Raw genomic sequence first — 14,624 nt, forward strand, 5'->3', positions numbered from 1 at the left:
GGTGTCCTCGGACGCCCGGCTCGTGGGTGCCGGCGGCAGCCGGCCACGGGCCCGACGGGCCTTGCCGACGGCGGCTCCGACAGGCGCCCCCGCATGGCCTGCCGGATAGTGGGCGGCGACGGCACCCTTGGGATTGGACGCTCATGGACCGCTATCCCCCCATCGCCGACCACGGTCTGGTCGGCGACCTTCAGACCGCCGCCCTCGTGTCCTCCCAGGGCGTGGTGAACTGGTTCTGCTCGCCGAGGTTCGACTCGCCCAGTGTCTTCGCCTCGCTGCTCGACCATGACCGTGGCGGGTACTTCCGGCTGGCACCCGAGCATGCCGACATGACGTGCAAGCAGCTCTACTACCCGGACACCGGCGTGCTGGTCACGAGGTTCATGTCGCCGGAGGGCGTCGGCGAGGTCATCGACTGGATGCCGGCGAACACCAGCCGTGTCCCCACCGACCGCCACTGCCTGATGCGGGTGATTCGCGTGGTGCGCGGCACCGTGCGGTTCCTGCTGGAGTGCAGGCCGCGCTTCGACTACGGCCGGGCCGAGCACGAGCTCGATCTGCGACCCCAGGAGGCGGTGTTCCGGGGCCCCGGGATCGCCGGTCATCTACAGGCCGGCTTCCCGCTCGCGCGGGACGGGCAGGACGTACGGGGTGCGGTCACGCTCGGCAGCGGCGAGTCGGCCGTCGCCGTCTTCACCACGTGCGCGGTCGACGGTGAGGCACCGCCGCCGCCCACGGTCGAGAGCGTGACGTCCGCTCTGTGGCGCGAGGTGGACTTCTGGCAGAAGTGGCTGCGCACCTCCCACTACCGGGGGCGTTGGGGCGAGATGGTGAACCGCTCCGCCATCACGATCAAACTCCTCACCTACCACCCGACCGGTGCGCCGGTCGCCGCCGCCACCATGGGCCTGCCGGAACAGGTCGGCGGTGAGCGCAACTGGGACTACCGGTACTCGTGGGTGAGAGACGGATCGCTCTCGGTACGGGCCCTGCTCGACCTCGGGTTCACCGAGGAGGCGTCGGCGTTCACCAAGTGGCTGGGCGACCGGATGCACGACCGGGCGGAGCTGCCCGGCGAACGCCTCCAGATCATGTACCGGGTCGACGGGGACCCGCACCTGACCGAGGAGACCCTCGACCACTGGGAGGGCTACCGGGGATCGAGGCCGGTCCGGGCCGGCAACGCGGCCGCCGACCAGTTGCAGCTCGACATCTACGGCGAGTCCCTCTACGCCATGGCCGAGGGCATGGACATCGGCGTGGAGCTGGGCTACCACGGCTGGAAGGGGCTGGCCCGGACGTTGGACTGGCTGTGCGACAACTGGGACCGTCCCGACGAGGGCGTCTGGGAGACCCGCGGAGGCCGTAACGACTTCACGTTCAGCCGGGTGATGTGCTGGGTCGCCTTCGATCGAGGCATGCGCATGGCGACCGAACTGAGCCGCCCCGCCGACATCCCGCGCTGGCGCAACGCCCGCGACAGCATCCTCGACCAGGTGATGGACAAGGGCTGGAGCCATGCCGAGCAGGCCCTGGTGCAGCACTACGGCGGCGACGTCCTCGACGCCTCCCTCCTGCTGATCCCGCGCGTGGGTTTCCTCGCCGCGAAGAGCCCCGGCTGGCTCTCCACCCTGGACGCGATGGAACGCAAGCTGGTCTCGGACAGCCTCGTGTACCGGTACGACCCGGCCGCCTCCCCGGACGGCCTGCGCGGCTCGGAGGGCACCTTCAGCCTCTGCACCTACCTCTACGTCGACGCCATGGCCCGGGCCGGGCGCGTACGGCCGGCGCGCTACACCTTCGAGAAGATGCACACCTACGCCAACCATGTCGGCCTTTTCGCCGAGGAGATCGGCCCGAGTGGCGAGCAACTCGGCAACTTCCCGCAGGCGTTCACCCACCTGTCCCTCATCATGGCGGCATCGACCCTGGACGAGGCCATCGACCGGCAGCGGCGGCTCGACTGAGCCGGAGTCGGCGAGTTCACGCCGGCGGACTTCGAGCCCCACGGGCCGCGGTGACCGTGCCCGCCCGCCTGCCCGCCTGCCCGCCTGCCCGCCGGGAGGGAGGGGACGACGCCCGGCCGGGGAGAGGTCCTACGGGCCGGGCTCGTCGGGCGGTGAAGCACCGGGGGCAGCGTCCCGGGTGCGCCGTCCCCCGATGCCCTGGGAGTCGGCCGTCCGTGCCTCGGCGCGACGGAGGTCGTCCGCGAACTCCCTTTCGACAGCCTCGTCGAGGAGACGGAGTTCGGCGTGCAGCGCGGGCCCGCACTCGTCCGGCAGGCTCGCGAGGAGACCTTCGAGCAGGGCCCGCAGCCGTCGGCAGACCTGGACGGAGGTCGCGCCGTAGTCGCGGATCTCGGTGACCGCGAGCTCCAGGTAGTCCTCCCAGGGCCGGCCGGACAGCACGAGGCGCAGCCGGCCACGGTCGTCGGCGAGCTCGTAGTGGCCGCGGGGTCCGGCGCGGCCGACGGTGTGCAGGAACGCTTCGATGTGGTTCAGCACCTGGACGGCGGTGGTGGGGTCGTTGACGGCGGGTGAGAGGGCGCGGATGGCGATGTCGACCAGGATGCGCAGGGCGAAGGCCGGGTCCTGCTCGATCGTCCGCTCCGCCCCGAGGGCGAGAAGGTCTGTCACCCGTTGCGGGTCGGGCGGGGACGCGGCGCTGTGGACCTCGACGACGGTGCCGCCGGGCGGCACGAAGTCGCCGACGGAGGCGGCCAGCACGAACACGCAGTCGTGCCGGGCCGCGAGCGAGACCATCCCGGGTACGTTCAACGCCTGGACGACACCGCCGCGTTCCGACCGGATACGGGTCACCGAGCCGGTCGTCGGCGGGGCCTTGTCGGGCGCAGCGGTGCTCCGTAGGTGTGCCGCCGCGTGATGGACGACCTGTTCGCCCGAGCGTCCCACGATGTCCGCGATCGCCACCGGCCGCAGGTTGTGGGTGAAGCGGTTGAGGTAGATCAGCAGGAGAAGGAGGCTTGCGGAGACGGCGATACCGGCCATGGACACGCCGAGGTTGGGCACGGAGTCCGTCTCGATGCTCCGCAGCAGCGTGTACGCGAAAGCGAAAGTGCCGGTGAACGTGCCCAGCACTGCTTTCTGCAACCGGTCGCGATACCAGAGCCGCATGTACCGCGGTGAGAGGGTGCCGGTGGCCTGCTGGATGACGAGGACGCCGATGGTGACGACGAACCCGAGCAGCGCGATCATCGATCCGACCACGGAGCTGAGGACACTGGTCGCGGTCGACGCGGAGTAGTCCCAGGTCGACGGCAGCCAGGACGCCCCGTCCACGGAGGCAGCCGCCTCGGCCAGGGCGACGCCGAGCACGAGCCCGAACAGCGGGACGATCCAGAGACTGGCCTTGACGTACTGCCTCAGTCGGAAGCGGGCGGCCCAGGAGGTCATACGGAACCCATCAGAACGGCGGTGTCGCCCGGCAGCGGTGTGATGGTCTGGGTCCCGGTGACCGGGGCCAGCCGGCCGTCGGCGCGGACGACGAACAGGATGTCGTGGTCCGGGGGGACCGGCGTGGATCCGGGCCGCACATGGAAGCGGGCACCCCGCTCGTAGCGGGCCGCGAGTCGCTGTCGGACGAGTGCGCGGCCGAAGAGGATGTCGCCGCCGGTGTAGGGGGCGACCACCCCGTGGCTGTCCCGCGGCGGCCCCACCCGGTAGACGGGCCCCTGCACGTTGTCCTTGATGACGACCGAGGCGAGGGCGTTGAAATCGTCGTCGTCGGTGAGCAGGAACACCGCCGTCACGCCCTCCAAGCGGGCTCGGGGGTTGGTGGCGGTCGCCAGCATCTCGCCATGGGCGAGGTCGATCCCGGCCGAGGTGATCCGCTCGCGTTCCTCGTCGAGTCCGGCCCACATCAGCACGTCGAGTCCCGCGGTCTTCAGGGCCTGTCCCAGGCCGATCACCCACGGGGCCCCGCCGACCAGCAGAGGGCGCGTCCGCGCCGACCGGACGACCTCCAGCTTCCGGGCCACGGGGGCGGCGGTCAGCGCGTAGAGCAGGACCGTCCCCACGATCACGAGGAAGGTGATCGGAAGGATCTTGGACGCGCCGGGCAGTCCCTTCTCCACCAGGGCGGCGGAGAAGGCGGACGCGGTCGAGGCGGCGACGATGCCGCGCGGTGCCATCCACCCGATGAAGCCCCATTCGCCCATGGTGAGATCGGACCCCCGGGCCGCCGCGTACGCGACGAGCGGCCGGATCAGGAGGACGAGCACGGCGATCAGGATCAGGGAGGGGACGAGCACGGGCACCACGGACGCGGGGGTGACGGCGGAGGAGATGGAGATGAACAGCAGACCGATGATCATCTGGACGAGTGTTTCGAGGAACGGTCTGCGGGCCGGCATGTCCATCCCCGGCAGGTTGGTGATGGCGAGTCCGGTGACGATGGCGGCGATGAGGCCGGTGTCGTCGCGGACGATGTCACAGAGCGCGGAGACGAGGATGACCGTCGCCAGCTGGGCGAGGGTGCCGAGCGTCTCGCCGAGCCTCAGCTTGTGCAGGGCCAGCCACAGGACGACGGTGGCCACCGCACCGCCCGCGAGGCCCACGCCCATGCTGAGGAGGAACTGCCCGATCTGGTAGCCCCGGCCGATGTCGATCGGATGGCTGGTCGCGACCGCGTGGAACACGATGGCGCCGAGAATGCCGCCGATCGGGTCGGTCAGCGTTCCTTCCCAGATCAGGATGCGCCGCAGCTTGTCCGTCGGTCTGACGTATTCGAGCAGGGGGCCGACGACGGTGGGGCCGGACACCACGAGGATCACGCCGATCATCGCCGCCACCCGCAGCGGGATGCCGAACAGGGCCGGTCCGATGCCCGCGACGGCGAAGAAGGTGACCAGGATGCCGATGATCAGCAGCCGTACCACGGTGCCGCGGGTACGGCCGGTGAGGTTGCGCAGGTTCAGTCCGAGGCCCGCGTCGTAGAGGATCACGGCGACGGACAGCGAGACCAGCGCGGGAAAGTCCGGGCCGACGAGCTGCCCGGGGTGAATGACGTCGGTCACGGCCCCCGCCGCGAAGCCGACCGGCAGCAGGACGATCAGTGCGGGAACACGCAGCTTGTTCGCCAGGATCTGCGAGCCCGTGGCGAGGGCGACGGTCAGGGCGATACCCAGGAGGATGTCCTCGCCGGTCATAGCGGTTGTCCTCCTCTTGACTCTCAGGCCGGTGGGATTCAACCGCGTCCGCACGTCCCATGGCCGCCGATCCCAGCCGGACACGGATCCCACCACCCCATCGGCCCCACCGAGGCCCCGGAGGCCTTGAGCGGACTGCTCGTCGGCCGGAGGCGGGGCGAAAACAGGGCTCACATTGGCCTAGACCTGACAAGCGGACCCGGCTAGGCTCTGCCGCGCCACATCTGAGAGCGCTCTCACCCATCCGCTGTTCCACCCCCACTTCCTGGAACGACGAAGGGCAACTCCCATGAGACGCACAAGGTTCAAGCACGTCTGCCTGGCCGCGCTCCTCACCCTGGCCGGGCTCGGTGGCGCGGGCACGCTGCCCGCGGCGGCGAGCGGGGGCGGTGCCACGGCCTCCTCCCCGTCGGCCGCCGACGCCGCCCCCGCCTCCGCCGCACTGCTCGACGGCATGCGGAAGGAGTTCGGGCTCACGAAGGAGCAGGCGGTGGCCCGGCTCGAGGCCGAACGCGACGCCACCGCGCTCGAACCGAGGGCGCGCCGCACGGCGGGGACTGCGTACGCCGGGTCCTGGTTCGACGCCGCCGACGGCCGTCTCACGGTGGCCGTCACCTCAAAGAGTTCGCAGGCCACGCGCGCGGCGATTCGCGCCGAGGGCGCAGGCGTCCGGGTCGTCGAGCACAGCGCACGGGTGCTGGACGCGGCGAAGTCACGCATCGACCGGCTCTCCGCCCCCTCGGGGGTGAGTGGTTGGCACGTCGACGCGGCGACGAACACCGTGGTGGTCACGGTCGTCCGGGGCGAGGACTCCGACAACGATGTCCAGCGATTCCTGGCGCAGGCCCGTGCCGCCGGTCCCGTCAGCGTCGAGACGGTCGCCGCGACCCCGCGCACCTTCGCGGCGGGCACGGTCGGCGGCGACCCCTACTACACGGGCAACGTCCGCTGCTCGATCGGCTTCTCGGTCCACGGCGGGTTCGTCACCGCCGGTCACTGCGGCCAGGCCGGTGCGGGTGTCCGGGGCTGGGACGGCTCGTACATCGGCAACTTCCAGGGCTCATCGTTCCCCGACAACGACTACGCCTGGGTCAACGTGGGCAGCGGCTGGTGGACGGTGCCGGTCGTGCTCGGCTGGGGCACGGTCTCCGACCAGTTGGTGCGCGGCTCGGCCGAGGCACCGGTGGGCGCCTCCGTCTGCCGGTCCGGGTCGACCACGCACTGGCACTGCGGCACGGTGCTGGCGAAGAACGAGACCGTCAACTACAGCCAGGGGGCCGTGCACCAGATGACGAAGACGAGCGTCTGCGCCGAAGGGGGCGACTCCGGCGGCTCGTTCATCAGCGGCGACCAGGCACAGGGCGTCACCTCCGGCGGCTGGGGCAACTGCACCGGCGGCGGCGAGACGTGGTTCCAGCCGGTGAACGAGATCCTCAGCCGCTACGGGCTCACCCTCCACACCTACTGACCGCGAAAGGAGAAGGACGGCCTGAGGGGTTCCGTGCCTCCGGCGTACACCCGGTGCGCGTCCGGTGTGCGTCCGGTGTGCGTCCGGTGTGCGTCCGGCGTGCGGAGCCCCTCCTGGACCGCTCGGACAGGGAGCGGACGCCATGCCCGGGGCGGTCACCATCGCCCGTTGACGTGGTCCGACGACCCCCAGGAGTACGGCAGTTGAACACTTCGCGTGCCGCCTGTCGGGCCGTCGGAGCGTCCTTACGCTGACGCGCGTGCGAGAACAGCGGCAGGCGGGCGACGACCGTCATGGCAGTGCCCTCGAGCGGTCCCCGCGGGCGACCCGGGCGCCCCACGTGGCCGGTCGGAGCAGTGGCCCGAATCCCCTGCTGGGGCTTCAGCAGACCGCGGGCAACGCGGCGACCGTCGCCGCGCTGAACGCGGCCGGCCCGTCCACCGTCCGGCGCAGGCCCCCGCAGGTACCGCCCGCCATCGAGGAGGTCGGGGACGACGCCCTCGAACTCCCGTCGTATCTACGGGACATGGAGGCGGCGGGGCTGTCCACGGCGTACGGGCTCACCGGCCACGAGTTCGTCACCACCACGCTGGCCGATGTCGTCGGGCGGCGCGACGGTGTGGTCGCCGAGATCGCCGCGGAGCTCGCCGGGCGTCCCGAGTCCTTCTACGGGCGCGGCCGGGCCTTCGCCGTCACCGGGGTGCGGGGTACGGACCGTTACGACGTCACGGTGAGCGTCTCGCCCGCCGACGACGACCGTCCCGGCGTCTTCTCCGCCGCGGGTCCGGACAGCGAGGGCGCGGCCACCAAGGTCGACGTGCAGCACAACTCGGCCGCCACCGTGGCGCAGAGTACGAGCGGATCCGCGTCGAAGGGCGTGGCGTTCACCGGGTTCGGGCTGGCCCCGGTCGCGCCCGGCGTCTGGGTCGGCGGGGCGGCCACCGTCAATGCCCAGCCGTTCCAGTCGTCGCGGGACTCCCGCACCCAGCGGAACATGGCGGAGCCGCGGGTTCTGCGCAGTGACAAGGGGTCGGTCGAGGTATCGCGCCGGGTCCGCTACAACGTGCGGATCATGAAGGACGGCGAGCGCTCGGCCCGGAACGCCGGTGGGGCCGGCGCTCTGACGATGCGGGTGCCGGTGGAGCATCTGGTGCCGACGGCCGCCGGGCCGCTGCCCCGTCCGCGTCCGGTGGCCCCCGAGACAGCCCGGGCCGTGTCGCTGGCCGATTCCATGGCCCCGCTCGCCGTCTCGGACCGGGCCGCGCCGCACCAGGGCGGCGGCGGTCTCTTCGACGCGGTCGCCTCCGCGCTGCATCCGTCCCTGACCTGGCCCGGTGCTCCCGGCCGGGCCCGGCTGTACGAGGCCACCGCCACCGCGACCGTGCTGGAGGACCTGCCCCGGCTGCTGCGTGACGGGGTCGTCGGCGAGGATCTGACCAGCAGGGACGGCAGCACCACCGGCACCTACCGGATGCGGGCCGCGATCACCGAGCTGGCCCCCGGGTGGAGCACCGGCAAGACGCAGCTGCGCACCCATCAGCAGTCGCAGCACGCGGTGACGGACACAGCGGGCAAGGGCCGTGGCGGTGCCTTCGGCGTCGGTCCGGCGGCGGGGTTCGGTGTCCTCGGGAACGCGGCCGCCGTCCGCGGCACCGTCATGCCCGTCGCCGGTGCGCGCAAGGCGCGGTTCAGCGTGGCCGAGCAGACCGTGTCCAGCCGGCAGGGCGCGGAGGTCCGCGGCGAGAAGGTGCTCTATCTGGGCACCGTGCTGTTCACCGTCGAGGGCACCGGTCCGACCTCACCCCTGACCAGGGCGCGGGGCGGCGGCCGTACCGCGCACCACACGATGCGGGTCTGGGTCTCGCTGCGGGCCGACGAGGCCCAGGAGCTGGGGCTGCCCCTGCCCGAGGGGGTGACGGCCGGCGAGTTCGTCAAGCGTCCGGAACGTGCCGGGAAGGACGTCAAGGGCAAGGGGAAGGCAACCGCGACCGAGCAGGACCTGACGGAGAACGGCGAACGGGCGGGCGAGGACGGAGCCGCCGAGCACGACGTGCGGCACCTGCCGTTCGGCGCGATGGGCTCCAGCGTGGCGATCAGCCGGCTGGACACCGCGCCGATGATGCGGGCCGTGACGCGGCTGTTCGCCACCGATGCGCGGCTCGCCGGGTATCTTCCCGCCTTCGGGGAGGAGGAGCAGCCGCGTGATCTCAGCCCTGAGGAGGCCGAGGTCCAGCGGCGCAACTACCGCGAGCTGGTGACCGTACTGTCGGAGACCAACCTGCGGGTCAACAAGGACCAGTTGCTGTCCACCGGCGTCCGGGTGCGGTTGCGCCGCAAGTCCCGCTTCCACACGCACGACGTGCAGCTGAAGGTCACCGGTTCGCTGCGGGAGACCGGTCACCTCGGTGAGACCAAGGACTGGCTCGTCCGCAGCCACGCGGGCGTCACGAGCAACCTCCAGAGCGGGCGGGCGAGTTCACGCACGGTCGGCGGGATGGCGCTCGGCCAGTTCCGGCTGATCCCCGGCGCTCTGACCCTGTCGGCGCGTGCCGAGAAGGGCCGTACGACGACCCGGCGCGGCCTCGCCGGGCCGACCCTGCGCACCGACGTCCTCACCAACGGTTCCGAGGACGCGAGCGTGTTCGGCGGGGCGCTGAGCCTGAACGTCGACGTGACGATGACATCCCGGCAGCGCAAGGCGGCCCGCGCGCTCACCCCCGGCGCACCGGGCCGGGACGCGCCCGCCGCCGCGCGGGTCGGCACGCTGCCCCTCGACGCTCAGGACGTGCGTCTGCTCACCCCGACCGCGTTCACCCTGGACGGCGACGCCAAGCGGCAGCTGGACGAGGCGACCGCCGCCCGCAGGGCGGGCCACCGTGATACGCGGACGGAGTTCACGGCGGCGGGCATCGGTGACCTGGCCGGTCTGGCGTCGCGGCAGCTGGGCGGCAGGCGGGGTGTGCGGGACTGGACGCTGGTGGAGACCGTGGGCGACGGGCAGCCGGTGCGGGACCTGGCCTTCGAGCTGCTGGCGCGGGCCGCCGCCCGCAACAAGGAGGCGCGGGAGGACCGGGCGCTGGAGACGGAGGGGCTCGCGCCGCGGCTCGCGATCGAGGACCGGTTCAGCCCACAGGCGGTGACGGCCGCGCTGCGGCAGGCCGTCTCGGCCGGCTGGGTGGTGCAGAACCTGCGGCACGCGCGGCGGCTGGCCGGGCTGACCGGCGCGGTCGGCACCCGGTTCGCGCTGACCGGTGGGCGGGTCGTCCATCAGGGCACGGGGGCGGGCACCGAGACCTTCGTGCTGGGTGGGCATCAGGTCACCGGGCAGGAGGGCACGAGTCACCACGTCTCGGTGCAGGGCGGCCTGACGGGCGCGGAGAACGGCGCCGAGTGGCGTCTCGCCGAGGGGGTGGCGGCCGGCCGGAATTTGGGCAGCGGCGACACTACGGCGTCCACGCTGGTCGGCACCGTCGAACGCAACGCGCACACCTCCCGCAAGAGCCCGCTCTATCTGGTGCAGTGCGATCTGGTGGTGCGCATGGTCGCCGAGGTCGCGGTGACGGGCGGCGGCCCGTACGTGGCGCGCGGTGGCCGTACGGTGCCGGGGGCGGTCGCGGTGTGGCTGACCGAACGTCAGCTACGGGCGGCGGGGCTGAAGGTACCGGGCGAACAGGGGCGCGAGGACGCGGCCTCCGGTTCGGGCACGACGTCGGCGAAGACGTCCGGAAAGTCCGGGAAATCCGAGAACTCCGGGATCTCCGACAAGTCCTCGCGGCCTGCCGGGACGGCACGGGCCGGGGCGGAGACGGAGACCTCGGCCGCGGCCACCTCGGCCTTCGGCGGTGCTCCGAAGAGCGCGCCCCTGGTGCCCCCGGCCCCGGTTCCCGCGCTGGCCGAGTCGCTTCCGCTCGGCTTCGGCATGATCGAGGACCTGCCCGACTTCGTGCCGCTGCTGGAGGGGATCCGGGGGCGCCTCGGTGCCTCCCTCGCGGACGACCTGCTGCCGCGTACCCATCTGTCGGACCGCAACGACAATGTGCAGCGGCTGCTACGGGTGCTCGACCGGGACGGCTCGGCGGGCCTGTTGTCGAGCGCGATGGACGGCGGGGTGGGCGTCGAGCTGCTCGACGGGCGCAAACGGCCCTACCGGGCGCTGTTCCGTATCCGCAGGACCGGGCGGGGCAGCTATGTGGAGACCGCGTCCGACGGCCGGGACATGGAGTACATCACCTCCGCCGCCGCCCAGCGGGCCACCGCGCACGACGAGAGCGACAGCCGGGGCGTCGAGGCGGTCCTGGCCGGTTCCGGGAAACCCGACGGGGGCGCGGGCCAGTTGAAGAGCGTCGGCGCCGCCGCGGGGCTCGGTCTCGGCGCGAGCGACTCGCGGCGCTCCGTGGGTGTCGGGCGTGCCCAGCTGGGCGTGAAGACCGTCGCGGAGGCGGCGTCCGCCCCGTCGGCCCGGATGAACGTGCCGATCGAGGCGACCCTGGAGGTGTTCTCCGGCAACCGCCGACTGGCCCTCGCGCCGTTGAAGGGCCTGAGCCTGACCCACCGGGTGCTCGCCGCGGATCTGCGTGCGCTGTCGCAGCTCGCCCCGGTACCGCCCCAGCAGGTCGGTGTGCACGCGGTGGCCGCCGCGGACGCGGGTGCCGACCGGCTCGGTCCCTGGCGCGACTCCGGGGTCCGGCTGCCGATGGAGGCCCAGGTCAACGGGTTCCGGGGGACGCCCAGGGTGCGGCAGGCGGTCGACGACGCGGTCCAGCGGGCGGGCGGCGGCGCGCGGTTCCGCACCGGCGGCGAGGCCGCGTATCACCTGTTGCGCGAGGCCGTCTCCACGGAGTGGCTGATCGCGGCGCTGCCGCTGCTGACCGCCGCGGGCGTCGACCTTCCGCCGGTGCACGCGACCGGCGCGTCGGGCCAGGACCTGCGCGCCTCGCTGCACGCCCGGCTGCGCGGCGGCCGGGTGCTGGGCGTGGGCGACAAGATGACCTTCGAGACGGTCGCGCAGAGCGGGCTGGACGCGCCGCGCCCGGCGGGTACCGACGGCCAGCAGGCCAACGAGCACGGCCGGTCGGCGCGCGGCCTGCTCGGCGCGGGGGTGTTGAACGCGGACGAGTTCCGGATGAACCAGCTCCTCGGCACCGTGGACGGTTCCGGCAGCGCCACCGCGACCGCCGCCAACGCCGCCGGTTCGATACCGCTGCACAAGCCCAAGGCCGAGTCGGTGCTGGTGCAGTTCACGCTGGACGTGCGGGCGGTGGCGGAGGTGAGCGACCGGGTGCGTTCGGGCCGCCGCGCGACGGCCGTGCAGGAGGTCACGCTGCCGGAGCCGGTGGTCGTCCGGATGCCCGCGCCCGCGGTGCGGCGCATGCTGGCCGACGCGGCGAACGCCGGGCGTCTGCGGGATCCGGGGGGTCACCTGGCCTGATGCGTCGGGCGCGGCGGTGCCGTCCTGCCGGGTCGGGGGCGCCGCCGGCGTGGACGACGAGCCTGCCGCCTTCCGCTACCGGGCCGCGCGGTCCGGTACACCCCCATCCACGTTCCGCCGCCGGACGTTCCCCGGCGGGCCTCCGGCGCCGAGGAGACCAGGTCCCTCGACGGCCGGTGCGCGGGTCAGAGCTTGGCGCCGAAGTTCTGTGTCCACCACGGGCCGCCGGACCCGTCGTGGATTCCCACGCCGATGTTCTTGAAGGAGCAGTTCAGGATGTTGGCCCGGTGGCCTTCGCTGTTCATCCAGGACGTCATCACCGACGCGGCCGTCTGCTGCCCCTTGGCTATGTTCTCGCCGTACGTGGACCAGCGGTACCCGGCGGCCGTGATGCGCCGGCCGGGGTCGGCGCCGTCGGGGTTGGTGTGGTCGAAGAAGTCGCGGGCGGCCATGTCGTCCGAGTGGCCCTGTGCGGCGTCGCGCAGCAGGCTGTCCTCCGTGAGGGGGCCGCAGCCTGCCGTCGCCCGCTCCTTGTTCACCAGTGCGATCACCTGGGTCGAGAGATCCGACGAACCCGCCTGCACGGTCGGCGTCTCGGAAGCGGTCCGCTTCGGCTCGGTCGACTTCGCCGGAGCCGCCGCGACCGCGGTCCTGCTGGGGCGGGGCGTCGGTGAGGCGCTCGCACTCGGCGACTTGGACGCGGACGCCGTCGGGGACGGGGACGGGGACGGCGAGCTGCTGCGGGCGCTGTCCGGCGTGGGGTGGTCCGAGGCGAGTGCGTCGTTCGCGGGCTGGACTGCGGTGCTCTCCCCCGTCCCGCCGTCCGGCTGCGTGCCGAAGTAGTAGAGGCCGCCGCCGGCCACGCAGGCGGCCACGACCGCGCCGCCGACCGCCCGTCGGCGGGTGCGGCGCCTGCGACGGGCGTCGGTGCGGGAGGTGGTGCGGTCCTTCGTGGCACGGTGGTTCAGCGCCGGGACGGACCCGCCCAGATCCTCGTCCCCGGCGAGCGGGGACGCCGAGCCGACCACGGCGATGGTGTCGGCGGCGGAGTTCGTCCTCGCCAGGAGCGCGGACGACGCCGCGACCAGCGCCAGACCGGCCAGCAGGCCCTCGGCGGGCATCAGCCCGCTCCACAGGCCCGAGCAGTGTGCGCAGCCGCGTGCGTGCCGGGCGGTGCGCTTGCGCCACAACGCCGAGGGCCGGCCGTCCCAGCCCGCGAGCGCGCCGCGCAGTTCCGGGCACTGCGGTCGCGAGTCCAGCGCCCGCACGACGACACGGGCCGCCTCCAGCTGCGCCTTCATCCGCTGTACGCGGACCGCCGTGTGCTCCGGCGTCAGGTCCAGGGCCGCTGCTATCTCGGCCCGGGTCAGTTCACCGGCGCACTCCAGCCACCACAGGGACAGCAGTCCCCGGTCGTCGGGCTCCAGCCAGCGCGTCGCCCGCGCGGTCTCCTGCCGCTGGCCGGACAGCTGGAGTTGCACGATGGTCAGGTCGACGAAGTCGGCCCCCGGATCGGCGACGTCGTCGGCCTCCTCGATGCCGCCCTGGACGGGCTGCTGCCGGTTCCAGTGCGCCCGGACCTGGTTCATCGCGATGGCCACCAGCCAGGAGCGGAAGCTCGCGGGATCCCGCAGTGAGCCCAGCGAGTCGAGGGCGCGCAGCATGGTGTCCTGCACGACGTCGTCGACGTCCACCGAACCGTTCAACGCCCGGCCCACGATGTTGTAGACGAGCGGAAGGTACGCGCCGACGAGCGCGTCCTGGGCCGCCTGGTCGCCCGCTCGGGCGGCGGTGACCAGCGCCACCGCCTCCACCGTGTGCCGTGTACTCATTGAGACTTCCCTGTCCTCGACGCCGAACGATGCTGTCCGTCATATGGGGGATCTCTGCGGAAGCAACGGATAACAGTTCCTCGGAAATTCGTGCGAGGTGAGGGTCGCCGGTTCGGGGCCATGAGTGCAATGGGACTCGTCACATCACGCGCGGGACGTCGGCCGCGGGGGCGCGGTCCGGGGGCACGTGACGGGTCGTCTTCGCCCTCGTCGAAGGGGTGTCGGCCTGATGGCCGCGACGACTACGGTGGCCCGGCCGGCCCGCCGTGTCCCACGCCCCCGGCGAACCGACGTCCGCACGGCACAAGGAACCCCTATGACGCGTATGCCTGTTACGGCCAGATATGCCCGCACACTGCTCGTCACCCTGGGCCTGTCGGGCATCGCCTGCTCGGTGCGGCTGACCGCGGCCGCGGCCGTCTTCGAGTCCGGCGCGCTGGGCGGGCTGGTGGTCGGGATGCTGTTGCTGGCGGCGACGGGGTGCGCGGTGCTCGCCGTGACGTCGCTGGTCATCTCGGCGAGGTTCGCCGACGGTGGTGGCGCGGTGCGCAGGGGCGCGGTCGTCGTCGGCTGGGTGATCATCCTGGGCAGCTCGGCCGCGGCCCTGGCCCATCACTTCGCGTGGGGCGCCGGTGTCGCCGCGGGTGCGCTGCTGGTGGCCCTCTCCAGCGGTGCGGCGACCAGGGAGTGGTTCGGTCGCTCGCGTCTCTTGAATGCTTGATTCAGCGT

Annotated in this window: 7 protein-coding genes; 4 read left to right on the forward strand and 3 right to left on the reverse strand. The window is 72.6% G+C overall.

The genetic code is table 11. The features are described from left to right. Positions 1 to 143 precede the first annotated feature (143 nt). Positions 144 to 1,967, forward strand: coding sequence for a glycoside hydrolase family 15 protein (locus tag G9272_RS02965; RefSeq protein ID WP_171395057.1), 1,824 nt, complete (start codon positions 144 to 146; stop codon positions 1,965 to 1,967). A gap of 129 nt (positions 1,968 to 2,096) precedes the next feature. On the opposite strand, the gene G9272_RS02970 is transcribed toward G9272_RS02965, so the two are convergent. Next, positions 2,097 to 3,413, reverse strand: coding sequence for a DUF2254 domain-containing protein (locus G9272_RS02970; protein ID WP_171395058.1), 1,317 nt, complete (start codon positions 3,411 to 3,413; stop codon positions 2,097 to 2,099). Then, positions 3,410 to 5,167, reverse strand: coding sequence for a cation:proton antiporter (locus G9272_RS02975; protein WP_171395059.1), 1,758 nt, complete (start codon positions 5,165 to 5,167; stop codon positions 3,410 to 3,412). Before G9272_RS02975 ends, G9272_RS02970 begins: the two co-directional genes overlap by 4 nt. Positions 5,168 to 5,456: 289 nt before the next feature. On the opposite strand from G9272_RS02975, the gene G9272_RS02980 reads away from it, so the two are divergent. Beyond that, positions 5,457 to 6,635: a S1 family peptidase gene (locus tag G9272_RS02980; protein ID WP_171395060.1), complete on the forward strand. Its 1,179-nt coding sequence runs from the start codon at positions 5,457 to 5,459 to the stop codon at positions 6,633 to 6,635. 259 nt (positions 6,636 to 6,894) lie between these two features. Continuing rightward, on the forward strand, positions 6,895 to 12,063 hold the full coding sequence (locus G9272_RS02985) for a hypothetical protein (protein ID WP_171395061.1): 5,169 nt from the start codon (positions 6,895 to 6,897) through the stop codon (positions 12,061 to 12,063). A gap of 185 nt (positions 12,064 to 12,248) precedes the next feature. Here the strand turns inward: G9272_RS02985 and G9272_RS02990 are convergent, their stop codons facing one another. After that, positions 12,249 to 13,895: a sigma-70 family RNA polymerase sigma factor gene (locus G9272_RS02990; protein WP_171395062.1), complete on the reverse strand. Its 1,647-nt coding sequence runs from the start codon at positions 13,893 to 13,895 to the stop codon at positions 12,249 to 12,251. Positions 13,896 to 14,211: 316 nt separating this feature from the next. Here G9272_RS02990 and G9272_RS02995 point away from each other — a divergent pair, with 316 nt between their 5' ends. Further along, positions 14,212 to 14,616: a hypothetical protein gene (locus tag G9272_RS02995; protein ID WP_171395063.1), complete on the forward strand. Its 405-nt coding sequence runs from the start codon at positions 14,212 to 14,214 to the stop codon at positions 14,614 to 14,616. Positions 14,617 to 14,624 lie beyond the last annotated feature (8 nt).

Origin of the sequence: Streptomyces asoensis, assembly GCF_013085465.1 — a bacterium.
In the GTDB taxonomy this organism is placed as follows: Bacteria; Actinomycetota; Actinomycetes; order Streptomycetales; family Streptomycetaceae; genus Streptomyces; species Streptomyces cacaoi_A.

Excerpts from the sequence above, each read along its gene's own strand:
- G9272_RS02965 (WP_171395057.1), top strand. The coding sequence starts at position 144 with ATGGACCGCTATCCCCCCATCGCCGACCACGGTCTGGTCGGCGACCTT.
- G9272_RS02970 (WP_171395058.1), bottom strand. The coding sequence starts at position 3,413 with ATGACCTCCTGGGCCGCCCGCTTCCGACTGAGGCAGTACGTCAAGGCC.
- G9272_RS02975 (WP_171395059.1), bottom strand. The coding sequence starts at position 5,167 with ATGACCGGCGAGGACATCCTCCTGGGTATCGCCCTGACCGTCGCCCTC.
- G9272_RS02980 (WP_171395060.1), top strand. The coding sequence starts at position 5,457 with ATGAGACGCACAAGGTTCAAGCACGTCTGCCTGGCCGCGCTCCTCACC.
- G9272_RS02990 (WP_171395062.1), bottom strand. The coding sequence starts at position 13,895 with ATGAGTACACGGCACACGGTGGAGGCGGTGGCGCTGGTCACCGCCGCC.
- G9272_RS02995 (WP_171395063.1), top strand. The coding sequence starts at position 14,212 with ATGACGCGTATGCCTGTTACGGCCAGATATGCCCGCACACTGCTCGTC.